This is a genomic window from Brevibacterium siliguriense, from assembly GCF_900105315.1.
GTDB classification, from domain to species: Bacteria; Actinomycetota; Actinomycetes; order Actinomycetales; family Brevibacteriaceae; genus Brevibacterium; species Brevibacterium siliguriense.
On sequence record NZ_LT629766.1, the window covers coordinates 3,363,623 to 3,388,002 of the forward strand.

General features: G+C 63.6%; 22 protein-coding genes and 1 tRNA gene. 2 read left to right on the top strand and 21 right to left on the bottom strand.

Going from position 1 to position 24,380, the window contains the following annotated elements:
* Positions 1-27: 27 nt before the first annotated feature.
* Both rpoB and BLU88_RS15100 read right to left on the bottom strand, forming a co-directional pair.
* Positions 28-3,507 (bottom strand): DNA-directed RNA polymerase subunit beta, encoded by a 3,480-nt coding sequence (gene rpoB, locus BLU88_RS15095; RefSeq protein ID WP_092015700.1) that lies wholly within the window; start codon positions 3,505-3,507, stop codon positions 28-30.
* Between the two features lie 217 nt (positions 3,508-3,724).
* On the bottom strand, positions 3,725-4,783 hold the full coding sequence (locus BLU88_RS15100; RefSeq protein WP_092015703.1) for a GNAT family N-acetyltransferase: 1,059 nt from the start codon (positions 4,781-4,783) through the stop codon (positions 3,725-3,727).
* Between the two features lie 99 nt (positions 4,784-4,882).
* Here BLU88_RS15100 and BLU88_RS15105 point away from each other — a divergent pair, with 99 nt between their 5' ends.
* Complete coding sequence (locus tag BLU88_RS15105; RefSeq protein WP_092015706.1) at positions 4,883-5,683, top strand: MBL fold metallo-hydrolase; 801 nt, start codon at positions 4,883-4,885, stop codon at positions 5,681-5,683.
* A gap of 28 nt (positions 5,684-5,711) precedes the next feature.
* On the opposite strand, the gene BLU88_RS15110 is transcribed toward BLU88_RS15105, so the two are convergent.
* The 10 genes from BLU88_RS15110 to BLU88_RS15155 form a co-directional block, all read right to left on the bottom strand.
* Complete coding sequence (locus BLU88_RS15110) at positions 5,712-6,947, bottom strand: hypothetical protein (RefSeq protein ID WP_092015709.1); 1,236 nt, start codon at positions 6,945-6,947, stop codon at positions 5,712-5,714.
* On the bottom strand, positions 6,944-7,756 hold the full coding sequence (locus BLU88_RS15115) for a hypothetical protein (protein WP_092015712.1): 813 nt from the start codon (positions 7,754-7,756) through the stop codon (positions 6,944-6,946). The genes BLU88_RS15110 and BLU88_RS15115 overlap by 4 nt, the downstream gene beginning before the upstream one ends.
* Positions 7,756-8,988, bottom strand: coding sequence for a hypothetical protein (locus BLU88_RS15120; protein WP_092015715.1), 1,233 nt, complete (start codon positions 8,986-8,988; stop codon positions 7,756-7,758). The genes BLU88_RS15115 and BLU88_RS15120 overlap by 1 nt, the downstream gene beginning before the upstream one ends.
* Before the next feature lie 185 nt (positions 8,989-9,173).
* Complete coding sequence (gene rplL / locus BLU88_RS15125) at positions 9,174-9,560, bottom strand: 50S ribosomal protein L7/L12 (protein WP_062244490.1); 387 nt, start codon at positions 9,558-9,560, stop codon at positions 9,174-9,176.
* Positions 9,561-9,619: 59 nt separating this feature from the next.
* A complete protein-coding gene (gene rplJ / locus BLU88_RS15130; protein WP_062244493.1) occupies positions 9,620-10,153 on the bottom strand; it encodes a 50S ribosomal protein L10 in 534 nt (177 codons plus the stop codon).
* Positions 10,154-10,492: 339 nt separating this feature from the next.
* The gene (locus BLU88_RS15135) at positions 10,493-11,359 is read right to left on the bottom strand and encodes an IS3 family transposase (RefSeq protein WP_231939705.1); all 867 of its coding nucleotides are present in this window, start codon (positions 11,357-11,359) and stop codon (positions 10,493-10,495) included.
* Between the two features lie 8 nt (positions 11,360-11,367).
* Entirely contained in the window at positions 11,368-11,937 is a 570-nt protein-coding gene (locus tag BLU88_RS15140; RefSeq protein WP_092011929.1) for a helix-turn-helix domain-containing protein, read from the bottom strand.
* A 115-nt stretch (positions 11,938-12,052) separates the two neighbouring features.
* Positions 12,053-13,072: an alcohol dehydrogenase AdhP gene (adhP, locus tag BLU88_RS15145; protein WP_092017544.1), complete on the bottom strand. Its 1,020-nt coding sequence runs from the start codon at positions 13,070-13,072 to the stop codon at positions 12,053-12,055.
* Between the two features lie 125 nt (positions 13,073-13,197).
* The gene (gene exaC, locus BLU88_RS15150; protein ID WP_092015718.1) at positions 13,198-14,721 is read right to left on the bottom strand and encodes an acetaldehyde dehydrogenase ExaC; all 1,524 of its coding nucleotides are present in this window, start codon (positions 14,719-14,721) and stop codon (positions 13,198-13,200) included.
* 145 nt (positions 14,722-14,866) lie between these two features.
* Positions 14,867-16,144 (bottom strand): helix-turn-helix domain-containing protein, encoded by a 1,278-nt coding sequence (locus tag BLU88_RS15155; protein WP_092015721.1) that lies wholly within the window; start codon positions 16,142-16,144, stop codon positions 14,867-14,869.
* 441 nt (positions 16,145-16,585) lie between these two features.
* On the opposite strand from BLU88_RS15155, the gene BLU88_RS15160 reads away from it, so the two are divergent.
* On the top strand, positions 16,586-17,662 hold the full coding sequence (locus tag BLU88_RS15160) for an IS110 family RNA-guided transposase (RefSeq protein ID WP_092015724.1): 1,077 nt from the start codon (positions 16,586-16,588) through the stop codon (positions 17,660-17,662).
* A 110-nt stretch (positions 17,663-17,772) separates the two neighbouring features.
* On the opposite strand, the gene rplA is transcribed toward BLU88_RS15160, so the two are convergent.
* From rplA to BLU88_RS15205, 9 genes are all read right to left on the bottom strand, one after another.
* A complete protein-coding gene (rplA, locus tag BLU88_RS15165) occupies positions 17,773-18,468 on the bottom strand; it encodes a 50S ribosomal protein L1 (RefSeq protein WP_092015727.1) in 696 nt (231 codons plus the stop codon).
* Between the two features lie 64 nt (positions 18,469-18,532).
* On the bottom strand, positions 18,533-18,970 hold the full coding sequence (rplK, locus tag BLU88_RS15170) for a 50S ribosomal protein L11 (RefSeq protein WP_025776636.1): 438 nt from the start codon (positions 18,968-18,970) through the stop codon (positions 18,533-18,535).
* A gap of 257 nt (positions 18,971-19,227) precedes the next feature.
* Positions 19,228-20,070, bottom strand: coding sequence for a transcription termination/antitermination protein NusG (gene nusG / locus BLU88_RS15175; RefSeq protein WP_092015730.1), 843 nt, complete (start codon positions 20,068-20,070; stop codon positions 19,228-19,230).
* Between the two features lie 82 nt (positions 20,071-20,152).
* Positions 20,153-20,431 (bottom strand): preprotein translocase subunit SecE, encoded by a 279-nt coding sequence (gene secE / locus BLU88_RS15180; RefSeq protein ID WP_092015733.1) that lies wholly within the window; start codon positions 20,429-20,431, stop codon positions 20,153-20,155.
* A 95-nt stretch (positions 20,432-20,526) separates the two neighbouring features.
* Positions 20,527-20,599 (bottom strand) — tRNA-Trp (locus BLU88_RS15185).
* A 125-nt stretch (positions 20,600-20,724) separates the two neighbouring features.
* Positions 20,725-22,371, bottom strand: a complete 1,647-nt coding sequence (locus BLU88_RS15190) for a metallophosphoesterase family protein (RefSeq protein WP_231939453.1) — start codon at positions 22,369-22,371, stop codon at positions 20,725-20,727.
* Between the two features lie 10 nt (positions 22,372-22,381).
* Positions 22,382-23,491 carry a UDP-N-acetylmuramate dehydrogenase gene (locus BLU88_RS15195; protein WP_092015736.1) on the bottom strand — a complete coding sequence of 370 codons (1,110 nt, stop codon included), beginning with the start codon at positions 23,489-23,491 and terminating at the stop codon, positions 22,382-22,384.
* Positions 23,488-23,931 carry a MaoC/PaaZ C-terminal domain-containing protein gene (locus BLU88_RS15200; protein WP_092015739.1) on the bottom strand — a complete coding sequence of 148 codons (444 nt, stop codon included), beginning with the start codon at positions 23,929-23,931 and terminating at the stop codon, positions 23,488-23,490. Before BLU88_RS15200 ends, BLU88_RS15195 begins: the two co-directional genes overlap by 4 nt.
* Positions 23,928-24,377 carry an FAS1-like dehydratase domain-containing protein gene (locus BLU88_RS15205; protein WP_092015743.1) on the bottom strand — a complete coding sequence of 150 codons (450 nt, stop codon included), beginning with the start codon at positions 24,375-24,377 and terminating at the stop codon, positions 23,928-23,930. Before BLU88_RS15205 ends, BLU88_RS15200 begins: the two co-directional genes overlap by 4 nt.
* Positions 24,378-24,380 lie beyond the last annotated feature (3 nt).

Here is a 24,380-nt window from a genome sequence, read left to right on the forward strand (position 1 = left end):
AAGTTGTGTCGGTTGAAGTGGAAGTCCTCAGACTTCTTCTACGGTCTGTGCTTCGCGGCGAGAGAGGTCGATGCCGAGTTCCTCGGCGGCGCGGTAGACCTCGTCCTCCGACTCGCCCATCTCGACATGGCCTCCGTCGGAAGACAGGACTTCGACGTTGAGGCACAGGGACTGCATCTCCTTGATGAGGACCTTGAACGATTCCGGGATACCCGGATCGGGCAGGTTCTCACCCTTGACGATGGCTTCGTAGACCTTCACACGGCCTGGGATGTCATCGGACTTGATCGTCAGAAGCTCCTGCAGGGTGTAGGCGGCGCCGTAGGCCTCGAGGGCCCAGACTTCCATCTCACCGAAGCGCTGACCACCGAACTGCGCCTTACCACCGAGCGGCTGCTGGGTGATCATCGAGTACGGTCCGGTCGAACGCGCGTGGATCTTGTCGTCGACGAGGTGGTGGAGCTTGAGCATGTACATGTAGCCGACCGAGATCGGGTACGGGAACGGCTCACCGGAGCGGCCGTCGAACAGCTGAGCCTTGCCCGAGGAGTCGATGAGGCGGTCCCCATCGCGGTTCGGGGTCGTCGAATCCAGCAGTCCGCGCAGCTCCTGCTCGTGCGCACCGTCGAAGACTGGGGTGGCCAGGTTGGTGCCGGCCTCGGCTTCGCGAGCAGCCTCGGGCAGCTCGGCGGCCCATTCGGGGTTGCCTTCGATCTTCCAACCCTGCTTCGAGATCCATCCAAGGTGGACTTCGAAGACCTGGCCGATGTTCATACGACGGGGAACACCGTGCGGGTTGAGGATGACGTCGACGGGGGTGCCGTCGGCGAGGAACGGCATGTCCTCGACTGGCAGGATCGTCGAGATGACGCCCTTGTTTCCGTGGCGGCCGGCCATCTTGTCACCGATAGTGATCTTGCGGCGCTGGGCCACGTAGACGCGGACCATCTGGTTGACGCCGGGCGAGAGCTCGTCGTCGTCCTCACGGTCGAAGACGCGCACACCGATGACGGTGCCGATCTCGCCGTGGGGAACGCGCAGCGAGGTGTCGCGGACCTCACGGGACTTCTCACCGAAGATCGCGCGCAGCAGACGCTCTTCCGGAGTCAGCTCGGTCTCACCCTTCGGGGTGACCTTGCCGACGAGGATGTCGCCGTCGGTGACCTCGGCGCCGATGCGGATGATTCCGCGATCGTCGAGGTCGGCCAGAGCATCGGGCGAGATGTTCGGGATGTCTCGAGTGATCTCCTCGGCACCGAGCTTGGTGTCGCGCGCATCGACTTCGTGCTCCTCGATGTGGATCGAGGAGAGCACATCGTCCTGGACGAGACGCTGGGAGAGGATGATCGCATCCTCGTAGTTGTAGCCTTCCCAAGACATGAACGCCACGAGGAGGTTCTTGCCCAGAGCCATCTCGCCGTTCTCGGTGGACGGTCCGTCGGCGAGGACGGTGCCGGCTTCGACACGGTCGCCTTCGTCGACGAGGATGCGCTGGTTGTACGAGGTGCCGTGGTTCGAACGCTTGAACTTCGCAGCCTTGTAGGTCAGCTGGGTTCCGTCATCGGCGAGCAACGTGACGAAGTCGGCCGAGACCTCGGTGATGACACCGGACTTCTCAGCGGTGATGACATCGCCGGCGTCGACGGCGGCACGGTATTCCATGCCGGTGCCCACGACCGGGGATTCCGCCATCACCAGCGGGACGGCCTGACGCTGCATGTTCGCACCCATGAGGGCGCGGTTGGCATCGTCGTGCTCGAGGAACGGAATCAGAGCCGAAGCCACAGACACCATCTGACGTGCGGAGACGTCCATGAAGTCAATCTGGTCGTGCTGGACCAGTTCGGCTTCACCGCCGCCGCCCTTCGGACGGGCCAGGACCTCGACCTCGGCAAAACGCTGGTCGTCGGTCAGCGGCGCGTTAGCCTGGGCGATGTTGAACTCGAGTTCATCATCGGCGGTCAGGTACTGCGTCTCATCGGTCACGACTCCGTCGACGACCTTGCGGTAAGGCGTCTCGATGAAGCCGAAGGGGTTGATGCGGGCGTAGGACGCCAGCGAACCGATCAGACCGATGTTCGGACCTTCGGGGGTCTCGATCGGGCACATGCGGCCGTAGTGCGAGGGGTGCACGTCACGGACTTCCATGGCGGCACGGTCACGGGAGAGACCGCCCGGTCCCAGTGCGGACAGACGGCGCTTGTGGGTCAGACCCGCGAGCGGGTTGTTCTGATCCATGAACTGCGAGAGCTGCGAGGTGCCGAAGAACTCCTTGATCGCAGCCACCACGGGGCGGATGTTGATCAGGGTCTGCGGGGTGATCGCCTCGACGTCCTGGGTGGTCATGCGCTCACGCACGACGCGCTCCATCCGGGACAGGCCGGTGCGGATCTGGTTCTCGATGAGCTCGCCGACGGCGCGGATGCGACGGTTGCCGAAGTGATCGATGTCGTCGAGCTTGACGCTGATCTCGGCCTCTTCACCATCGCGGGTGCCCTTGGCCGTGTCCACTCCGGCGTGCAGCGACACGAGGTAGCGGATGGTGGCCACGACGTCCTCGGTGGAGAGCACCGAGTCCGACAGCGGGGCTTCGACGCCGAGCTTGCGGTTGACCTTGTAGCGGCCGACCTTGGCCAGGTCGTACCGCTTCGGGTTGAAGTACAGGTTGTTGAGCAGGTTGCGGGCGGCCTCAGCGGTCGCGGGCTCTGCCGGGCGCAGCTTCTTGTAGATGTCGAGCAGCGCTTCGTCCTGCGTGGTGACGGTGTCCTTGGCCATCGTCTCGCGGATCGATTCGAACTCGCCGAACTCTTCGAGGATCTTCGCTTCGGACCAACCGAGGGCCTTGAGCAGAACCGTCACGGACTGCTTGCGCTTGCGGTCGAGGCGAACGCCGACCTGGTCGCGCTTGTCGACCTCGAACTCCAGCCAGGCACCGCGGGAGGGGATGATCTTCGCGGTGAAGATGTCCTTGTCCGTGGTCTTGTCGACGCTGGATTCGAAGTAGGCGCCGGGCGAACGCACGAGCTGGGAGACGACGACGCGCTCGGTGCCGTTGACGATGAACGTGCCCTTGTCGGTCATGAGGGGGAAGTCACCCATGAACACAGTCTGGCTCTTGATCTCGCCCGTGTTGTTATTCATGAACTCGGCGGTGACGTACAGCGGCGCCGAGTAGGTCATATCGCGTTCCTTGCACTCATCGATAGAGTACTTGGGAGCTTCGAACCGGTGCTCGCGGAACGACAGCGACATGGATCCGCCGAAGTCTTCGATCGGCGAGATCTCTTCGAAGATGTCTTCGAGTCCCGAGGTGGTTGCGACGGAGTCGTCCCCGACCTCGATGGCCTCGGCGACGCGGTCCTGCCACGCTTCCGATCCGATCAGCCAGTCGAAGCTGTCCGTCTGCAGACCGAGCAGATCAGGAACCTCGAGGGGCTCGCGAATCTTCGCGAAGGAAATTCTCTTGGGGGGATTAGCGGTCCTGGTGTTGTCGTTGGCGGCGGCCAATTGGTTCCTTCCGAGTGCTTCACCATCTGATACTTCGTCTGCCCACTCGCTCCGGCGACGTCCGGACCTCTACGGGGTGTGTCAGATTTCGACTCCCGCCGTCGGCATGGTTCACTTGAGTGGAAATGCTGTGCCCACCGCTATATGAAGGCACACCACAGGCAGAACGATGCAAATATCAAGCTTATAGCATCTGGTCAAGTCTGGCAAGGCGGTTTCAGCGTCGATTCTTCGTCCACAATCCCACCCAGGCCCAAGTGGAGAATCCCGCCTGATCATTGATCGCCAGCATCCACGAATTCTCCACGGCGTTCCACGTGTATACCCGCTCGACTGCCGTACGCTCGGCGAGGCTGCGGTGATTGGCGACCTTGAGACGCGCACCGAGGCGGTGGCCCCGATGCTCTCTGCGCACCAGGGTTCCTCCCTGCCAGCCCACGGCCGGCCTGTCGGCCGAATGCCCGACCTGCGTGAAGCCTGCCGGCTCCCCGTCGAGGAGAGCCAGCGCAGTGGCCATCTCTTCTCCTCTCACCTTCTTCTCTTCGTCAAGGGCGCTCACCCGCTCGCCGTCCCAGCTCTCCTCTCCCCCGAATCTCTCCGCTCCCGGCGTGTCCGTGCTCATCCGGCGCTTGAGCAGAGCGATGTGCTCCAGTCGCTGCTCCGGGACGGGACCTCGCCAGGTCTCGATGACGTAGTCGTCGGCGTCTGCACCGAGGTCGAGACCGGCTGCGGTAGCGGTCGGAGCGACCGCGCACCGTTCGATCTGAGCGAATCCGTACCCACGACGGTGGAGGAACGCCACCTCGGGAACTGCGACCGGCAGCGTGCCGGCACCGGTCTCGGTGGGCAGATGGGCACCGCGCAGTTCCGCAACCCTGACAGATTCCGGAATCTCGCAGTAGCTCGACAGTGCTGTGCGGCCCTCTGCGCGCAGTTCGTTCTCCATCACTGTCAGCAGTGCGGAACCCAGTCCGCGGCGGCGATGGTCCGGATGCACTCCGCACCAGACCTCCGCAGTGTCGGTATTGCTGGTCAGGCGAAGTTCGGCCACGCCCTTGGCCACGATCACCCCATCGATGCGCCCGATCCAGGTGAGAGTGGTCCGGTATCGGCTCGTACTGGTCAGCGAGTGCCGCAGGTCCTCGGGAATCGGGTCGAAATCCGCTCCTAACCCGGATGCTCGGTTGACGACTGTGTCGAAGGCCAGCAGCTCGGGCATCAGCGCCTCGATTGCTGCCGGGTCGCCGAGTCCGGATCCGATCCGGGTGATCTCCATCTGTGACCTCTGTCGTCGCAGGTGGCCGCCTCGCCCTGAGATGCCTTCTTCGCCCATCGTCGCGCTGACAGCCGGTGTGAGACATTCTAGACTGCGACCATGACACGAGTGAATGTCCTCAGCTTCGATCCTGCCTCCGTCAACTGCGGAATCATCGTCGGCATCGATCGCACTCTGCTCGTCGATGCGGGGCCCGGCCCCGCGGCCGCCGCGCATCTGGTGGAGCGGGCGGGCCGCCTCGGCGAGGAGATCGGAGGTGACCGTCCGCACCCGATCGAACTCGCGATCACCCATGACCATTGGGATCATTTCTTCGGTGCCGCCGCGGCGGTGTCCGCCGGGGTCACCGCCGTGTACGCATCATCGTCGTTCGCCGCCGATCAGGAGGCTACGGCGTGGATCGCTCTCGACGGCGTCGCAGGCGGCGACTTCCCGGATGACTATCGGTCGAGCCTTCCCGATGACCCCGGCGACCTCATCGTCGACGTCTCCCCTGTCGATCCGACCCCCGGCGATGTCTGGCACCTCGACCTCGGCGACTGCCCGGTCGAATTCCATGTCCTCGGTGGGCATTCGACGGCCGATCTCGTAGTCCGCCTGCCCGAGCTCGGCATCGTCTTCGCCGGTGACCTCGTCGAGGAGGCCGCTCCTCCTCAGGCCGGTGCCGATGCCGCCCTGAGCGAATGGGCATCGAGTCTGCACAACCTGCTGTCGTTTCCTGAGGCGAAGACGTTCGTTCCCGGACATGGAATTCCGGTCGATCGTGATTTCCTCGCTCGCCAGCTCGCCGATATCGAAGGGCTGATGGTCGATCAGGGAGACGCCGAGGTGGCCCTGCCCGCCCGCTCCATGCCGGGTGACCGTGATCGGTCGATTCCGCGGGAGCACCGTCTGGTCTGATCCGTTGGGGCGAGCAGCCGGCCAGGGACTAGGATTCCTGCCAGGGCTGGGAGTCCTGCCGGTGCAGGGCGGTGACGAGATCGCCGCCGATGGCCCCGAACAGCGTCTGCGCCCAGACACTTCGCCCCTCGACATAGGGGCGGTCGCCGTCGAAGATCCACTGCAGTTCGCGGCCAGAGTGCAGATCGGACAGGCAGGTGGCGCAGACGGGCACACGGACGCTCTTTCCCGTCAGGTGGCCCTTGCGCTCAGTGCTCACCAGCTGGTTCGACCGTGCTTCTCCGTGGAGGGGGTTGACCGTGCACAGACTCTGCGGGAGCCCCCGGGGCTTTGTCGACTTCGTCGAGCCGGAGGCCCTTGCACCATCGGACTTCCGAGCCCTTGCCCCGCGCTTGGTTGATCTGTGCAGCTTCACCTCGGCGATCTCACGTCCGGCCTGGCGCAGCAGCACCATGGCTCCGGCGAGGTCGATGCGTTCGGCCTCGGCGTCGTCGACGATGGTTCGGGCCATCTGATAGGCGTCGAGTGCCCGTTCCACCCCTTCGGCATCCGTGCTGCTGAGGTCCTGGGTCTGGAGCTTCGTGATCTCGTCGGCCAGTTCCGTCGTGTCCTCGTTCAGTCCCTCCCGCAGGGTCTTCCGCTGCAGGTCATCGACCCTGTCGAGCAGTCGTGCGGGCAGTTCGAAGCGGCGGCGAGTGCGTGAGGCTTTCGCGCGTTCCCGCCGAGCCTTGGCGAACCAGATGAGGGCGATGACAAGTGCCAGGACCAGAACCGCTCCCCCGAGAAACAGCGTGGCCGTCGAACCCGAATTGTCGACAGTCTGCACTTCACTGCCCGGCACCTCCTGCCCGCTTTCATGCTTCGGGGCCTCCTGCGGGTCGGCGTAGAGGTCGAGCAGCATGTTCAGCTTCGTCACCGACGGTGTGCTGATACTCCACTGGTCGCGGCCGACGGAGAGCTGGTCCATCACCTGCATCTGCAGGTCGTGCTGGTCTTCGAAGGTGTAGTCGACGGCGAGGTCGGTCTTCGTGTCGATCATGATGAATGCACCCTCACCGCCGTTGAAGACCTTGACCTGCTCGAGCAGGTCGTAGTCGCTGCTTTCGCCTCCGGTGACGATGACAAAGACGTCGAAGTCGAGGTTGTCGACCTTCGTCTCCGCCTTCTGCAGCAGCGTTTCGTTCACTTCCCCCTTCGCGCTGTTCGTCACGTAGACGGGGTCGGTGTTGAGCGCCTCGGCGATCGTCTGGGCCTGTTGAGTCACTGCTTGGCTGTCCGTTTCTTCAGGGCACGGCGGATGAAGTGGATTCCGATCCCGGCTCCCCCGCCGACGAGGATGCCGAAGACGCCTCCGGCCACTGCACCGCCGGTGCTGTACTCGAGGTCGTGGGGGTCGTTCGCGGTGTCCTGATCGACCACCTGCGGGTTGCCGTTGTCGTCGTGCTTGTACGAATGGCCTGAGGCGAGGTCCTCGGTCTCTGCGGAGATCATCTGTCGGACGCCTTTCAGTGCGCTGCGGGAATCCGTGTCTTTGTACTCACCGCTGAGGTAGGGCATCTGGGGTCGGTACACCCCTTTTTCGGCCACTCCCATGATGCCGGTGGCGTCGACGGTCAGCACAGCCGCCTCGGCGTCGTCCATCTCAGTGACGATTCGGGCCGCGAGCAGATCGAGGTCGCCGTCGGCATCGTCGAGGTCGGAGGTGTTGAGGAAGGCGACGTAGATAGGGGTGTCGGCGCCGGCGATGGCGGTCCTGATCGCTGCGATCTCGTCGTCCTTGATGTCGAATTCGGGGTAGCCGTCGAAGTAGACGGAGTCCGTGGAGAAGGACTTCGCGATCGCCTGATAGCGGGCCGGGTCGTAGTCGGGGTCGATGGCGCCCTCGATGCGGTCGGTGAAGATCGATTCGACGTCGATCCGGTCGCTGTCAGCTGCCTCGATGCGCTCGGCCTTCGTCTCGTCGAAGAAGTGCCCGCTGAGCAGGGTGGCGCCGATCGATACGGCGGCGACAGCGACGACGGCGATGAGCCAGTTGAGGATCCCGATCGGCTGCGAGTCTCCGGCGGCTGCCATCATCGACTCCTTCCGGCTGCGGACGGCTCCGGGCTCATCTCGTCCAGCACCGCCTCGTCGAGGGATTGGAAGCTGCCGAAACCGGAGAGCGCGTAGGCGTCGTCACGCTGGAAGTACGGTACTGCGCGGCGAGAGCCGGGCAGTTTGGGCACCATCAGTCGTTCCGGGTCGTGGCCGGTCCCCAGCTCCTCACGGCAGTCCGCGCACAGCCCGACAGTGAGGCTGCGGCCCGACTGTTTGAGCACGTGGTCGTCGATGTCTCTGCGATGGTGCGGGAAGAGGAAGCAGAACCGCGGCTCGTCGTCGACGGTGCCGGAACGCCGGCGAAGCTGTCGGCGCACCCAGCGGTCGAGGGTGACGAGGACGAGCACACCGTTGCGGTGGGCGAAGTCGACGGATTCGGCCCAATCCGGGTGGGTCGAGGTCAGAGCCGTCAGAGCATCCTGGACTCGTCTGCCACGGTCGTACAGTGCCCACGTCTCGTCATCGGGACGGACAGGTTCGGGGATCGGGGTGGCCGCCTCGGTGACGGCCTTCTTCAGATTGTGCGACTTGACCAGTTCCGGCTTCGTCGTCAGCTCCTTCCGCCAGGAATAGCGATTGCGGCGGCTGAGCAGCCACAGGGTCGCGCCGAGAGCTGCGGCGGTCGTCGCACCGAAGACGAGCGTGTCGGGGTCGGAGTTGTCGAGGCCGAAGCGTTCGATGTAGTCCTCACTGCGGGTGCCGACGTCGCGGGTATCGAAATCCGGTGCAGGCGGAGGCTCGGTGCCTTCGGCGGCGGCGACGAGGACCTGCAGATAATAGGGGACGGCGAGCTCGACGGGAATGAAGTCATCGGATTTCGACTTCATCAGCTCGGGGGCGCCCGGGGGCACGACGGGTCCGTTGTCGGTGACGAGGTAGGCGAACGAGCGGGCGGAGGTCTCACCCTCGCTGAAGAGGACGAGGGTCTGCTTCGCCCCCGACTCCTCGTGCATGTCGAATGCGAAGTCGGAGGTGAACTTCGCCCAATCGCCGTAGCCCATGGTCTGGAGGCCGGGGATGATCGCGAGGAAATGGGTGAGACCGGTGTCCTCGGTCTGCCGAGAGGCGTGCCGGATGGCTTTGAGCTGGTTCTGGGTCAGTCCGGGCCTGACGATCTCGTCGATGTAGAGGGGTTGCTGCGCCCAAGCGTCGCGAATGCGGTCGCGCAGCTGCTGCTGCGCGCGGGCGTAGCTCGTCGTCTCGGTCACCAGTCAAGGATAAGTCAGGTTGCGACCGGCCTCTGTCGGTCGGTGTTCCGAATCGGCCACATGGCAGCGTGACGGGGTGGGCAGCCTCGGTGGGGTGGGCATCCTCGGCGGGGATGCAAAGAACCCCCACAGCGGACTGTGGGGGTTCGAAGCCTCAGGCAGCAGTCAGGCTGCTGCCCAGAAGATCACTTGAGGGTGACGGTGGCGCCGGCAGCCTCGAGGGTCTCCTTGGCCTTCTCGGCGTCTTCCTTCGAAGCGCCTTCGAGGACGGCCTTGGGAGCTCCGTCGACGAGGTCCTTGGCTTCCTTGAGTCCGAGGGAGGTGAGTCCACGGACTTCCTTGATGACGGGAACCTTCTTCTCGCCGGCCGATTCGAGGATGACGTCGAATTCGGTCTGCTCTTCAGCAGCAGCTTCTCCGCCACCAGCGGCGGCAGGAGCAGCGGCGACGGCGGCCGGAGCGGCAGCCTCGACGTCGAACTCTTCTTCGAACTTCTTGACGAACTCGGACAGTTCGATGAGGGTGAGCTCCTTGAAAGCCTCGAGGAGCTCGTCGGTGGTGAGCTTAGCCATGGTGGCTAGTCCTTCCTGTTTTGGTCACTGTCAGTGACCGGTTCGGTTTGGGGTGATGCTCAGGCGTCGGAAGCAGGAGCGTCGTCCTGCTTCTCGCGGAGGGCATCGACAGTGCGCACGGCCTTGACCAGCGGAGCGGTGAAGAGGTAAGCCGCCTGGTGGAGGCTTGCCTTCATGGCACCGGCTGCCTTTGCAAGCAGCACTTCGCGGGATTCGAGGTCGGCGAGCTGGTTGACCTGTTCGGGGCTGAGTGCGGCTCCATCGAAGTAGCCGCCCTTCACCACGAGCTTGTCGTTCGCCTTGGCAAAGTTACGCAGAGCCTTGGCAGCCTCAGGTGGTTCGCCGTTGACGAACGCGATCGCGGTGGGCCCATTGAGGTGCTCATCGAGACCGGTGACTCCGGCTTCCTTGGCTGCAATCTTGGTCAGCGTGTTCTTTACCACGGCGTAGCTGACGTTCTCACCGAGAGAGACGCGCAGTTCTTTCATCTGCGCGACGGTGAGACCGCGGTACTCGGTCAGCAACACAGCGTCGGAGTTCTCAAACTGCTGTTTGATCTCCTCGACTGCGGCTGCCTTGTCTGGCCTCGCCATGGTGTTCCTTTCATAAGTCGTCCGGTCTGTCCCGACAACAGAAAAAGCGCTCCACGCAGGAAGGCGTGAAACGCTGCGCCGTCGATTCCATAGGAATCCGACGGAAGGATTTCGAGCTCACCTGCGTGGGTCACTCACTAGGAGTCTTCGTCTGCGGGCACCGAGATCCGATGGCGAATCCTGGTGATTCCACAGAGACCGACGGTCTTGGGTGGTTCAAGTCTAACTAAGTCTTTCCCGGCAAGTCCAATCCACCCACCGAGACCCCTCCCACACTACCTGACGGCGGCGCAGCAACCTGGCGCTGGAGTGGTCCCCAATAGTTGGACTGCTGTGGGGTCAGCATAGAGCGGTTACGGCCTCTGTGGCATTGGCGGTCTTGGTCCGATACTCCATCGGAGCAAGACCGCCAAGTCGTGTCGAGATCCTCTCAAAGTTATACCAGTGAATGTACTCATCGATCGCGGTCTTGAGGTCCTCGACAGTGTCGAACTTCTGCAGATAGAACATTTCAGACTTCAATTGCCCGAAGAAGTTCTCCGCGACCGCGTTATCCCAACAATTTCCCTTCCGCGACATCGACGGGCGTGCACCATACTCGGCCAAGATCGCCGCCCACGACACGTGCTGGTACTGAAACCCCTGGTCCGTGTGCACCAACGGTGCCTGACCCGGCCGAAGCCCCTGGCATGCCCTGATCAGTGACTCGTTCGTCAACGCCGTGTTCGGTGACGTCGACATCGAGTACGACACCACACTGGTATCGAAGAGATCAATGACCGGTGACAGATACAGTTTCTGATCCGCCACAGCGAATTCCGTGACGTCAGAGACCCATTTCTCATTCGGTTCCTCAGCAGTGAAGTCCCGGTTGAGGACATTGCCAGCCACACGGCCGACCGTGCCGCGGTGGGAGTTGTACCGCTTCCGGCGCACCTTGGTCTTGATCCCCATGTCCTGCATCAACCGCAGCACGGTCTTCTTCGCAATCGACAGGCCCTCTTTGACCAAGACAGTCATAATCTTGCGGTGCCCGTAGCGTTCGTTGCTGTCGGTGAAGATCTCCCGGATCCGGGCCCTCACCTGCACATACGGGTCAGGTCTCTGACCGAAGCGTTTCTGGTGATAGAAAAACGTCGACCGCGCCAACCCCGCAATGCTCAGCAGCAGTGACAGTGGGTAGTCCGCCTTGAGACTGGCAACAATGCGTGCTTTTACAGCTGCCCGTTCTGCCTCAAGGCCTTCAGTTTTTTTAAGTACGCGTTCTCCGCTTCCGCCCGCAGCAGCCGGTCTTGTAGCTGCCGGTACTCGGCCAGGCTGATGTCCTCGACCCGAGTCTTCTTCGCCATCACATCCGGCTTCGACGGTGCCGGGTCGGCATCCGGGTCCTGCCCGTGATCGATCGCGCGCATGCGAGCTGTTTTGCCCTTCCCCGATGCTTTGCGTGGGGTGAAAGCGTCCTCGCCCTTGTCTCGGTATTCCTTGACCCAGTCGAGGATCGGTCGCGATGATGCCAGGCCGAGTTCCTTGGCGAGTTCGACTTTGTGTTCACCGTCGAGGTATCGCTTCGCGGTCGCGATCTTCTGCTCTGCTGGTATGCGCCGGGGCTGGTGGGGTTCCATGAACGATATTGTTCCACGCACTAACCACCGGTCGTGGAGGAGTTTGAGTGTGGGTTTGTGGACGTCGAGCTTCGTGGCTGTCGCAGCGTATCCGTAGCCGTGGTCGAACAGTTCGATCGCGGCACGGGCTTGGACGTTGGTGATCAGACAGTCCTTGCGCATGGAGTAGTCCCTTCAAGTTGGTTTGTGTTGATCACAGTCCAACTTTCGGGGACCACTCCACGCCAGGTTGCTGCGCCGCCGTCAGGTAGTTCTAGAGCGCGGGTGAGCTGATTTGTCAGTATTCGATGACGACGCGGCCGTCGATCTTGCCGTGGATCATCTCATCGAAGATCGCGTTGATGTCCTCGAGCGGTCGCTTCGTGAACGTCGGATGGATCTTGCCGGCGGCATAGAATTCCAGCGCCTCGACCATGTCCTGCCGTGTTCCGACGATCGACCCGCGGATCGTCAGACCTTTGAGCACGATGTCGAAGATCGGAGCCGGGAAGTCACCGGGCGGCAGTCCATTGAAGACGATGGTTCCGCCTCGGCGAGTCATTCCGATCGCCTGACCGAACGCGGCCGGGTGGACGGCGGTGACGAGGACTCCGTGGGAGCCGCCGATCTTGTCCTGGATGATCTCGGCCGGATCCTCGGCGAAGGCATTGACGGCGATCTCGGCACCGTGCTTCTTCGCCAGCGCCAGCTTGTCGTCGGCGACATCGACGGCGACGACGCGCATGCCCATGGCGACGGCGTACTGGACGGCGATGTGGCCGAGTCCGCCGATTCCGGAGATGACGACCCATTGGCCTGGCTTCACCTCGGTGCGCTTGAGTCCCTTGTACACGGTGACGCCGGCGCACAGGACCGGGGCGATCTCATAAGGGTCGGCACCGTCGGGGATGATGGCGGCGAACTTCGTGTCGACGAGCATGTACTCACCGAAGGACCCGTCGATGCCGTAGCCGCCGTTGACCTGCGATTCGCAGAGAGTCTCCCATCCCTGACGGCAGTGCTCACAGGTTCCGCACGCGCTCCACAGCCAGGCGTTGCCGATCATCTGTCCGACCTCGACATCGGTGACGCCCTCGCCGACCTTCTCGACGACGCCGACACCTTCGTGTCCGGGGATGAGCGGTACCTTCGGTTTGACCGGCCAGTCACCGTGTGCGGCGTGGAGGTCGGTGTGGCAGACGCCGGAGGCGATGAGTTTGACCAGTGCCTGACCCGGGCCTGGTTCGGGAATCGCATTGTCTCCGACGACGAGTTCCTGGCCGAAGCCCTCGACCACTGCAGCTTTCATTGCGGACATCATTCGCTCCTTTGTGATGATGATTGATGAGGCTATGCGAGGTTTGAATTCTGGGTGGAACTACCCGACGGCGGCCCAGATACCTGGCGCGAGGTTGCTGCGCCGCCGTCAGGTAGCAATTGGGGTCAGAAGAAGCCCTGGGCGTTCTCCGAGTAGCTGACGAGCAGGTTCTTCGTCTGCTGGTAGTGGTCGAGCATCATCTTATGGTTCTCACGTCCGATGCCCGATGCCTTGTACCCGCCGAAGGCCGCATGTGCCGGGTAGGCGTGGTAGTTGTTCACCCACACGCGCCCGGCTTGGATCTCACGACCGGCCCGGTAGGCGGTGTTGCCGTCACGCGACCAGACACCGGCACCGAGGCCGTAGAGCGTGTCATTGGCCGTGGCCAACGCGTCGGCATAGTCGGAGAACGTCGCAACCGAGACGACGGGCCCGAAGATCTCTTCCTGGAAGATACGCATCTTGTTCGTGCCCTTGAAGATCGTCGGCTGCACGTAGAAGCCACCGGCCAGATCCCCGTCGAGCTCGGCTTTGCCGCCGCCGGTGAGCACTTCGGCGCCTTCCTGACGGCCGATGTCGAGGTAGGACATGATCTTCTCGAACTGGTCGTTCGAAGCCTGGGCGCCCATCATCGTGTCGGTGTCGAGCGGATTGCCCTGGACGATGTTCTTCGTCCTGGCCACGACCTTCTCGAGGAAAGGATCAGCGATCGATTCCTGGATGAGCGCACGCGACGGGCAGGTGCAGACCTCGCCCTGGTTGAGCGCGAACATCGTGAAGCCCTCCTGGGCCTTGTCCGCATACGCGTCGTCCTTGGCCAGCACATCCTCGAAGAAGATGTTCGGCGACTTCCCGCCGAGTTCCAGTGTCACCGGGATGATGTTCTGCGAAGCGTACTGCATGATCAGACGACCGGTCGTGGTCTCACCGGTGAACGCGATCTTCGAGATCCGCTTGTTCGACGCCAGCGGCTTGCCGGCTTCGAGACCGAAGCCGTTGACCACGTTGAGCACACCCTCGGGCAGAAGGTCGGCGATGAGTTCGACTAGGACGAGGATCGATGCCGGAGTCTGCTCGGCGGGCTTGAGGACGATCGCATTGCCGGCGGCCAGCGCCGGGGCGATCTTCCACACGCCCATGAGGATCGGGAAGTTCCAGGGAATGATCTGACCGACCACACCGAGAGGTTCATGGAAGTGATACGCCACGGTGTCATCGTCGATCTGCGAGAGTCCGCCCTCCTGCGCCCTGATCGCTCCGGCGAAGTAGCGGAAGTGGTCGACCGCCAGCGGCAGGTCGGCGTTGAGAGGTTCGCGGATCGCCTTGCCGTTGTCCCAGGTCTCGGCGACAGCGAGCATCTCGAGGTTGTCCTCGAGCCGGTCGGCGATCTTGTTGAGGATGGTGGCTCGTTCGGCGACCGAGGTCTTGCCCCAGGCCGGAGCCGCCTTGTGCGCGGCGTCGAGAGCAAGTTCGATGTCCTCAGAGGTGCTGGCAGGAACTTCAGTGAAGGTCTTGCCGGTCACCGGGCTGGGGTTCTCGAAATAGTTGCCCTTGACCGGCGGCACCCACTGACCGCCGATGAAGTTCTCGTAGCGGGACTTGAAGGTGACGAGCGACCCGTCCTGACCAGGCTGTGCGTAGACAGTCATTGCAACTCCTTTGATGCGTCTGATTCCACCGGATTGTCTCCGTGTGACCACGACGCTACCGAGCGCAACGTTGCAAGTGGGTTGCATCACATCGCCGAGGCGGCCGAACCATCCCGCATACCGAACCTCAGCGGGTTCGCCGAGTTCAGAGACCCAGCGCCTCCAGACGTACGACCGCAGCATTGCGTTCGGCGGCCTCGGGAGGGGCCAGACGCAGCACGGTCATGAGGACTTCGACGTCGTCACGGAAATCCGGCAGGTTCGCAAACCTCCACAGCTGCTGCCAGGTTCCGTCCTGCAGCAGGGTCTCGCGCACGAGCGCTTCGACCTCCGCGCCGATCTCACGCACCCCCGGCGCTTCGGAATCAGGGAGAACAGTTCCCGTGAACTGTTCGAGGGCCGAATCCGCGTCACCACTGGCCAGTGCCTGAACGGTTCGCTCAAGATCCGAATCGAGCTCTCCGCGCAGGCGATAGGGGCGGGCATCGATGCGCAGATCGCCGAGGCTGCCGATCGTTCTGCGCAGTCGGTTGATCTCCGCCCGGACCGTGACTTCGCTGCCGCCGACCGTCCACAGTCGTTCGACCAGTCCGGCACCGCTGATGCCGTCGGGAAACCGGTGCAGCAGGAGCAGGATCTCGGCATGTCGGCGGGTCAGGGGAATACGCGTTCCGCCGGGGCTTTCCAAGGCGGGGCTGGGGCCGAGCACGGTCAGTCTGGTTCCGGCCGCCTCGGCGCCGTTGTGCATCTGCTGCGGGGTGAAGAGTTGGGACAGCTGCGCACCGGCGGCCTTCGCCGTCGATGACAGCAGCGGCAGCACGATGGAGGACACGGCGTCGTCTCCCCCGGTGACGTCGATGATGCCGATGACCTGCCCGGTCAGCGGGTGAGTGACGGGGACCGCACTGCAGCTCCAGGAATGGACGTCGGGAGCGAAATGCTCGGCGCGGCTGACCTGCACGGGTTGCCCCGAACGCAGCGCCAACGCCGGGGCGGAGGTGCCCATGACCTCTTCCGACCAGTCCGAGCCGGTGACGAATCCCATGGCTTCGGCGCGGTTGCGCACGCCCCGCTCCCCCTCGACCCACAGCAGTCGACCCTGTTCGTCGCCGAGGGCGGCGAGGAGTCCGGCGTCTCTGGCGGGTTCGATGAGGTGGGATCGCAGCAGCGGCATGATCGCGTGGAAGGGATGGCGTCGCCGCACCTCCGCGAGACGATCGGTTTCCAAGGCGACTTGGACCTGCACGCTGTCGGGATCGCGCAACCGGGCCAGGGACCGGTCCCATGATTCCAAGACCGAGGCCCGCACGCCCGGCCCTGAGGACGGCAGTTGGAGGCTCGACTCCGATGGTCCGGCCAGACGCTCATGTGCACGTCGAACGGCACGCTGATAGGTGTCCTCGAGCAGCAGCGTCGAATCCATGGCGGACGGTCCACCTCCATCGGCGGGTGTCGGAAGAGAGACTGCTCATAATCTAATCGCGAACCGTTCCGTGAACAAGGCCCCGTCCACCCCTAGAACTACCTGACGGCGGCCCAGCTACCTCGCGCTGTGAGTATTGACAGTGGCTGGTCTGGGACTGGCTGGCAGAGTAGGTGTTGGCCTCTCCGTCCAGTAATCGTGACTCCACCTCGCGCTGACCCACACCGTGGTGTCTTGCCCTCGATTTGTCCGATCACATGGATGGTGCGGCCGGCACCAGCTCGGCCCACATCGGTAACTTGATCAGAAGGCTGTCCACCCCCCGAAAATCCAGGGGCGTGACTCATCACAGTGTTGTTCCGAAGTGATCTCTAACCCGGACCGGTACCGGCCGCAAGCGGCCACGCAACCCATCGGTCAAACAGGGAGCTTCGAACCGCTATGTCTATTGTCGCGCACTTATACAGTTTCTTCATCGGTGTTGATACACACGCCAGAAACCACGCGTATTCCATCGTCACCAACACTGGAATTCTCGTCGAAACCCGTTCCTTCCCCACCACGTCAGCAGGAATCAAACGAGCCCTCACCTGGGCCGGCAGGCGCACCAGCGGTGACCTCGACACCCTCTGGGTCGTTGAAGGTGCTGCCTCGTACGGTGCGGTGCTGACCGGACACATCGCCGCAGCCGGGTATCCGGTAGTCGAAGCCGGGCGTATGGATGCCAAAGCCCGCCACGGTGTCGGTAAGAGCGACGAGCTTGATTCCCGCCGGATCGCGGCATCTGTATTGCCTCTCGACGCCGATCAACTGCGGTGGCCGCGTCACGGTGAAGGTGTCCGGCAGGCGCTGCGTGTCCTGCTGGCAGCCCGGGACGCGATGACCACGGAACGGACTCGGATGATCAACTCCCTGACAGCTCTGGTGCGCACCATCGATCTGGGCATCGATGCCCGCAAGTCATTGACCAGTGACCAGGTCGACGAGATCGCGAAATGGCGGACCCGCAACGAAGACGTCGACTTGTCCACCGCCCGGGAAGAAGCGATCCGTCTGGCCAAACGCGTCCTCGTTTTGAACGATGATCTGCAGACCAACCATGACAGGCTCACCGAGCTTGTTGAAGCTAGTCCGGCCGCACCCTTGCTGGATGAGCCCGGGATCGGCCCATTCAGCGCCGCTGTGTGCTTCACCGCGTGGTCCCACCCGGGGCGGGTGCGGAACGAGGCCGCGTTCGCAGCTCTGGCGGGAGTGAACCCGATACCTGCGTCGTCGGGCAACACGCGCCGGCACCGGTTGAACCGGGGCGGGGATCGGCAGTTGAACCGGGCCCTACACACAGTGGTCATGAACCGAATGGTCCATGACGAACGGACCAGGAACTACGTGGCCCGCCACTACGGTGAAGAACCGACGAAGAAATCCAAGAGGGAGATCAAGCGCAACCTCAAACGGTATCTAGCGCGCCGGGTCTACAAGATCCTCAACGCGCTCGATACCGTTCCTCAACCCGCTTGACAAGACATAGAAGGATCGAGGTATCTGGGCCGCCGTCAGGTAGCAATTGGGAAGGGGAGAGGGCGGGAGCGATTGCTCGCTTCCCGCCCTCTCTCAGCGCATCGAATCGATCAGATGCGCAGACCCGAGTGGTCGACCGGAACGGCCGGGCCGTTCGAGGTCGTGATCGTAGCCTTGCTGATATAGCGGCCCTTCGACGAGGACGGCTTCAGACGCAGGATCTCTTCGATCGCAGCATCGAAGTTCGCCTGCAGAGCTTCCTCGGAGAAGGAGACCTTTCCGATGATGAAGTGCAGGTTCGAGTGCTTGTCGACGCGGAATTCGATCTTTCCGCCCTTGATGTCGTTGACCGCCTTGGCGACGTCCATGGTCACGGTGCCGGTCTTCGGGTTCGGCATCAGGCCGCGGGGACCCAGCACCTTACCGAGACGACCGACTTTGCCCATCATGTCGGGGGTCGCAACAGCGGCATCGAAGTCGGTGAACCCTCCGGCCACCTTCTCCAGCAGGTCATCGGAACCGACAAAGTCAGCACCTGCTTCACGGGCAGCTTCTGCACGGTCGCCGGCAGCGAACACCAGGACCCGAGCGGTCTTACCGGTACCATGCGGAAGGTTGACGGTGCCGCGCACCATCTGGTCCGCCTTGCGGGGGTCAACACCCAGGCGGAGAGCGACCTCGACGGTGGCGTCGTACTTCGCCACACTGGTCTCTTTGGCCAGGGCGATTGCCTGAGCCGGTTCATAGTTCACATCTGCGGCGATCTTCTCGGCCGCGGCCAGGTAGGCCTTGGAACGCTTTGCCATCTGCTTTACTCCTTGCAGTCGTGGTGTGGGCTGCGTGGGCCCTGCCACTGTGTGGGGTGAGGTCTCAGACCTCGATGTCGGTGGTGATGCCCATGGAACGCGCGGTTCCGGCGACGATGCGGTCGGCCTGATCCAGAGTGTTGGCGTTCAGGTCGGGCATCTTCGTGGTGGCGATCTCGCGCACCTGGTCGGCGCTCAGGTGAGCGACCTTGACGGTGTGCGGGGTGGCCGAACCCGACTTCACTCCGGCGGCCTTCTTGATCAGCTCGGCTGCCGGCGGGGTCTTGAGCACGAAGTCGAACGAACGATCTTCGTACACGGTGATCTCGACGGGAACGATGTTTCCGCGCTGGGATTCTGTGGCGGCGTTGTAGGCCTTGCAGAATTCCATGATGTTGACGCCGTGCTGGGCAAGCGCCGGACCGATCGGAGGAGCCGGGTTAGCGGCACCTGCCTGAATCTGGAGCTTGACGAGGCCGGCTACCTTTTTCTTGGGAGGCATGTACGGTCCTTAATCTTGAGGTTTCGATGTGCCAGACATATACAGCACATCGTTCGACGGCGGCCTTCCGATAAGGGCCGCGATCAAACCACACCAGTATTCCATGCGCGCACACATGTGGGCAAATGCTCGTGATGCGCATCACCGGATCGATGCCTCGCCGAGGCGGCCGACCCGGAAAACGCCGAAGGGGCCCGGAAAATCCGGGCCCCTTCGGTCATGATCGCGCCGAGGCGATCAGCACAGCTGTGCGGTCGTCAGAGCTTCGAGACCTGGTCGAAGCCGAGTTCGACGGGAACATCGCGTTCGAAGATCGACAGCAGCACGGTGAGCTTCTGCGACTCCGGACGGATCTCCTGGATCGTGGCGGGGTGACCCTCGAAGGATCCCTCCTTGACGAGCACGGACTCGCCGACCTCGAACTCCACCTCGGTGATGGGCGCGGACTTCGCTGCGGCTTCGGCGGCCGGGCCTTCGGATGCGGCGGCTTCGGCCTGGCGCTCTTCGAAGATCGGCGCGAGCATCGAGAAGACCTCGTCGATCGACAGCGGGGTGGGGTCGTAGGCGTTGCCGACGAATCCGGTGACACCCGGGGTGTGGCGGACGGCGCCCCACGACTCGTCAGTCAGTTCCATGCGGACGAGCACGTAGCCGGGGATGCGCACGCGGCGGACCTGCTTGCGCTGCCCGTTCTTGATCTCGACGACGTCTTCCATCGGCACCTGCGACTCGAAGATGAACTCTTCGAGGTTGAGGCTGACGGTGCGATTCTCGAGGTTCTGCTTCACGCGGTTCTCGTAGCCGGCGTAGGAGTGGATGACGTACCAGTCACCCTCCTGCATGCGCAGCTCGGCCTTGAATTCCTCGGCCGGGTCGACCTCGTCGGCGGCAGCGCTGTCGACAGCGGCTTCGTCCTGCTCGCCGTCGGCCGCGTCAGCGGACTCGGCATCTGCGGACTCGACGTCGGCAGTCTCGGGCGCGGTCGCCTCGGCGTCGTTGGCCGTCTCTTCGGTTTCGGGCACCACAGCGGCACCCGACTCCTCGGGAGTGACGTCCTGGGTCTCAGGGGTCTCCTGCTCAGGTGAGTTGGTATCCGACACCGATCAATTCCTCGCTTCGCGTTTTGTGACTCCCATTCGGGAGTGAAGTTTGAGCTTAGGGTAGGTCACGGCTGAAGCCGTGTCACCACAGGGGCCACAGCGGAGTTCCGCCGAACGCCCATCCGACGAGCTTGCCGAATACCAGGTCGAGGCCCGTGACGAGAAGCATCATGAACAGGATGAAGCCCAGCACCACGAGCGTGTAGTTGAGCAGCTGCTTCCGGGTCGGAGTGACGACCTTCTTGAGCTCTGCCACAACTTCGCGGAAGAACTGCAGGATTCGTCCGAAGAATCCGAGCTTCTTAGGACCGGAGGCACTGTCGGGTGCGCTGCCAGTCTTCTTTGCCGGTGTGTCGCTCACACATCCTCACTCGGTCGGTTTCGTTTGGCTTCACAATTGTTCGTGCCTGTCGAGGACGGCGCCTGGCCGATGAGACTTCGGCAGAGTCAACTGCGCAGGGGTGACAGGACTCGAACCTGCAACCTACGGTTTTGGAGACCGTTGCGCTACCAATTGCGCCACACCCCTCTGATCGGACCTGATAGACCTTGTCGCTCCCGTGGTGTCCGACCACGAGAAACGAGCATACCGTGCCCGACGGCCGTTCGTCGAACCGAGCCTCGAAGCAATGTCTCGAACGTGTCGACGCTCACTCAGCGACCGGGTTCGTCGACCGGCGGTTGGCCCACGAGAGGCCTGGGTTCGGGGAAGCGCACCCACGGGTCGATCTGCACCTTCTTATCCGGTGTGACGGTGATGATCTGCACGTCGATGGGCCGCTTCGTCTCGTTGTCGACGCGGATGATGCTCAGTTCCGCGTTCATCTTCAGCGGTCCCGGTGTCAACGCATTCGCCAGGGCTCCCCCAGTCGTCGAGTTGACATAGCGGGTTCCGGCACCGAAGTTCTCCGGTCCGACCCGGCGGTGCCAATGTCCGCTGAGAGCGTAGTCGGCGCAGCCCGAACGCAGACTCGGTCCGCCGACGGCAGGATCGTGGATGAGCATGATGTCGAAATCGGCAGCGCAGGCCTCGTCGCGCAGACGCTGCGCATATTGGTCGGCGGTGAGGTCCGTCTCCAGTTGCGGGCCGGACCCGAACACGGTGCGACGCGGATCGGCGGCACCGAAGAACCTCACCCCGGCCATCTCCGCCGTGGAGTCCTCGAGCACCTTCCAGCCGCGGGCTTTCGCGTGCTGAGTCGTGCCCATCGAATCGTGGTTGCCCTTGACGATCATGCGCGGCAGCTTCTCCGGCAGTTCGTCGTCGAGGACGTCGAGGCAGTAGTTCTCGGCTGATGTGCCCGTCATGGAGATGTCCCCGCCGTCGATATAGGCATCGGCCCGGCTCATCCCTGCGACGACGCCGACAACGCGGGCCATTCCGATATTGCAGTGGATATCGGAGCCGTAGACGAACGTGGTCACGCCCTTCTGCCCGGCACTTTCACCGGTGCCGGCGGCGGATGCCCCGACTCCCGCGGATGGAACGAGTCCCCGATCGGTCCAGTTGCCGGTGATCGGACGGTCGACCCACTGCGCCCGCAGGGTCTCGAGGACATCGTCATAGAAGGCATAGTTTTCGGCCGCAAAGTCCTGCACTGCGCCGAACGCTGTGTCGATGATCCCGCCGAGGCGGCCCGTGACCTGGGATCCGGCCAGCGGCGTGCCCTCGAACGCCGGATCGGCGGAGATCGGCTTCGGACGGTTGAGCACGACGGTGCCCAGGCCGGTGAGGACGAGCACGAGCACCAGCCCGACGCCGAGGAGCTCCTTGCCGACGAAAGCGCGGGTGATGGTTTCGACCCGGGTGGGTCCGAGGAACAGGGCCAGGCCGACGAGCCCTCCGGTGATGATGCAGACGGCCAAAGCCCAGCGGGTGAGGATCTCCTGGCTGAGCCCTTCGATGACCTGGTCGATCTGCGCCTGCGGGGCCGAGAACAGCGAGGCGTAGGAGGCGATGTCGCCTCCGAGGGCGTCGACGGTGCCCCCACCGGGATCCGCTACCTTCTCGGGGTCGGCCGCGGGTCGCTCGTCGTCGCTGGACTCACCAGACACGGGGATCTCGCCGATGTCGACGTGCATTCCCAGACCGAGGGGGACGACATCCTCGGCGGGGACGAGCAGCTTGCCCAAAGGGCCGAAATCGACTGTGAGCCGAGAGTCGGCGGTGACCCGATACTGCGCCTCATGCGGGCCGAAGCTGAGATCGGCCCGCGAGGTGAACAGCGCCCAGGGCAGGGTCACGAGTGCAACCGCCGCCAAAGTGATGACGAGCGCAGTGATTCTCCGACGTGCTGACACGGCCACCAGTCTAAAGACGTATCCCGTCGTCGATGGAGCAGCCGATGAAGGTCGGTTCGGGTTCAAGGGTGATGCCGAAGGCGTCCTCGACCCCGGCGACGACGGTCGAGGCGAGATCGATCACATCGGCCGTGCTCGCGTGTCCCCGATTCGTCAGCGCCAGAGTGTGCTTGGTCGACAGCGAAGCTCGACCTTCACCGATGCTGAAGCCCTTTGAGAACCCGGCGTGCTCGATCAGCCAGGCCGCCGAGGTCTTCGTCTTCCCCTCGATCTTCGCTCCGCTGAGCGGGTCTGTCACCGGGTAGCGAGGCGCCTCGGCGGGCAGGACCTCAACGTCGTCGACGATGGGGTTGGTGAAGAAGGACCCCGCCGACCAGGAGTCGTGGTCGGCTGCGTCGAGGACCATGCCCTTCGACCGACGCAGCGCAATGACGTTCTCACGCACATGCGCAGCCGCCACACGGGTGCCGATCTCGACGTCGAGGGTCGAGGCCAGCTGAGCGTAGCGAACCGGCAGCGATTCACTGCTGCGCTGGAGGTCGAAGGTCACCGAGAGCACGACGAACTGCGGGGTTCCGGCCGCAATCTGAGCGCGCTTGAGCGCCGAGGTGCGGTAGCCGAATTCGAGTTCGACGGCGGTGAGGTGACGGATCTGACCGGCCACACGATCGAAGACCTCGACGGAGGAGATGAGCTCGCCGACCTCAGTGCCGTAGGCGCCGACGTTCTGGATCGGGGTCGCACCGACCGATCCCGGGATCCCGGACAGCGCTTCGAGCCCCGAGAGACCGAGGTCGAGGGTATGGGCGACGAATGCGTCCCAGTCCTCCCCCGCCTCGGCGGTGACCCGGGTATCGGTCGTCGTGGTCTCCGTGGTCTCCACTCCGGTGGTTCGGACCACGCAGACCGCACCGTCGAACCCGGCATCGGCGATGAGCAGATTCGATCCGCCGCCGATGAACAGCACTTGCGACCGCTCCTGACCGCTGAGCTCGAGCGGGTGGGCCGCACAGAAGTCGAGCAGCTCGTCGCGGGTGCTCGCGACGGTGACCTGCGGGGCCGGTCCACCGAGGCGGAAGGTGGTGAACGCCGACAGTTCCTGTGGGTGGGCTTCGGTCACGCCGAGACCCGAACCTGAGTGCGGCTGAGGACATCGGCCTCACCGGACTTCACGGTGATGTCGATGCGGGCGGTGCCAACGGCAGGATCGACGGCGCCGACGGTGGCGGCGAGCTTGAGCGAGGTCGTCGGGGTCGCCGGTGATCCGGTTTCGGCATCGGGAACGACGACGGGTGCGGAGAAGCGGGTCCGATAGTCGACGATCGCACCTGGGTCGCCGAGCCATTCGGCCACCGGTGCGATGACCGCCGCCATCGAGAGCATGCCGTGGGCGATGACGTCGTCGAGCCCGACCTCGCGGGCGAAGCGCTCGTTCCAGTGGATCGGGTTGTGATCGCCCGAGGCTGCGGCGTAGTCCACCAGAGAGGCACGCGACAGCGGAATCTCGGATTCCACGACGGTGTCTCCGATGGTCAGTGTGGAGAAGTCGATGGCGCTCATTCTCCGTCTCCTCTCACGACGATGGTCGAGGTCACGGTGACGACGGGCTGCTGCGCGACATCGGTGATCTCGGTGCGGGTGGTGATCATGGCATTGCTGCCGGCGACTCGTACTCCGTCGACATGGGTGACGGCGGACAGGACGTCACCGGCGACGATGGGGCGGGTGAACGAGAACTGTTCGGAACCGTGGACGACCTTCGAGAAGTCGATGCCCGAATCGGGATCGGAGATATAGGCCGCTTCCGATTTCTGGGCGATGATCACGGCGAAGGTGGTCGGTGCGACAACGTCGCGGTAGCCCAGTGCGGTGGCCACCTCGGTGTCGAAATGGTATTCGGCATTCGCCCCGGTGGCGAGCGCGAATTCGGCGATCGCCTCCCTGGAGACCTCATAGGACTGAGGCAGGGAGAACGTTGCCCCCTGCTTCTCCGTATTCACCGGCATATG

What these genes read in the sequence shown, in the direction of transcription:
- BLU88_RS15205 (WP_092015743.1), bottom strand. Translation starts at nt 24,377, where the DNA reads ATGCCGGTGAATACGGAGAAGCAGGGGGCAACGTTCTCCCTGCCTCAG.
- BLU88_RS15160 (WP_092015724.1), top strand. Translation starts at nt 16,586, where the DNA reads ATGTCTATTGTCGCGCACTTATACAGTTTCTTCATCGGTGTTGATACA.
- BLU88_RS15115 (WP_092015712.1), bottom strand. Translation starts at nt 7,756, where the DNA reads ATGGCAGCCGCCGGAGACTCGCAGCCGATCGGGATCCTCAACTGGCTC.
- BLU88_RS15200 (WP_092015739.1), bottom strand. Translation starts at nt 23,931, where the DNA reads ATGAGCGCCATCGACTTCTCCACACTGACCATCGGAGACACCGTCGTG.
- rplA (WP_092015727.1), bottom strand. Translation starts at nt 18,468, where the DNA reads ATGGCAAAGCGTTCCAAGGCCTACCTGGCCGCGGCCGAGAAGATCGCC.
- BLU88_RS15140 (WP_092011929.1), bottom strand. Translation starts at nt 11,937, where the DNA reads ATGCGCAAGGACTGTCTGATCACCAACGTCCAAGCCCGTGCCGCGATC.
- BLU88_RS15105 (WP_092015706.1), top strand. Translation starts at nt 4,883, where the DNA reads ATGACACGAGTGAATGTCCTCAGCTTCGATCCTGCCTCCGTCAACTGC.
- rplK (WP_025776636.1), bottom strand. Translation starts at nt 18,970, where the DNA reads ATGCCTCCCAAGAAAAAGGTAGCCGGCCTCGTCAAGCTCCAGATTCAG.
- adhP (WP_092017544.1), bottom strand. Translation starts at nt 13,072, where the DNA reads ATGTCCGCAATGAAAGCTGCAGTGGTCGAGGGCTTCGGCCAGGAACTC.
- rplJ (WP_062244493.1), bottom strand. Translation starts at nt 10,153, where the DNA reads ATGGCGAGGCCAGACAAGGCAGCCGCAGTCGAGGAGATCAAACAGCAG.
- BLU88_RS15100 (WP_092015703.1), bottom strand. Translation starts at nt 4,783, where the DNA reads ATGGAGATCACCCGGATCGGATCCGGACTCGGCGACCCGGCAGCAATC.
- rplL (WP_062244490.1), bottom strand. Translation starts at nt 9,560, where the DNA reads ATGGCTAAGCTCACCACCGACGAGCTCCTCGAGGCTTTCAAGGAGCTC.
- BLU88_RS15155 (WP_092015721.1), bottom strand. Translation starts at nt 16,144, where the DNA reads ATGGATTCGACGCTGCTGCTCGAGGACACCTATCAGCGTGCCGTTCGA.
- exaC (WP_092015718.1), bottom strand. Translation starts at nt 14,721, where the DNA reads ATGACTGTCTACGCACAGCCTGGTCAGGACGGGTCGCTCGTCACCTTC.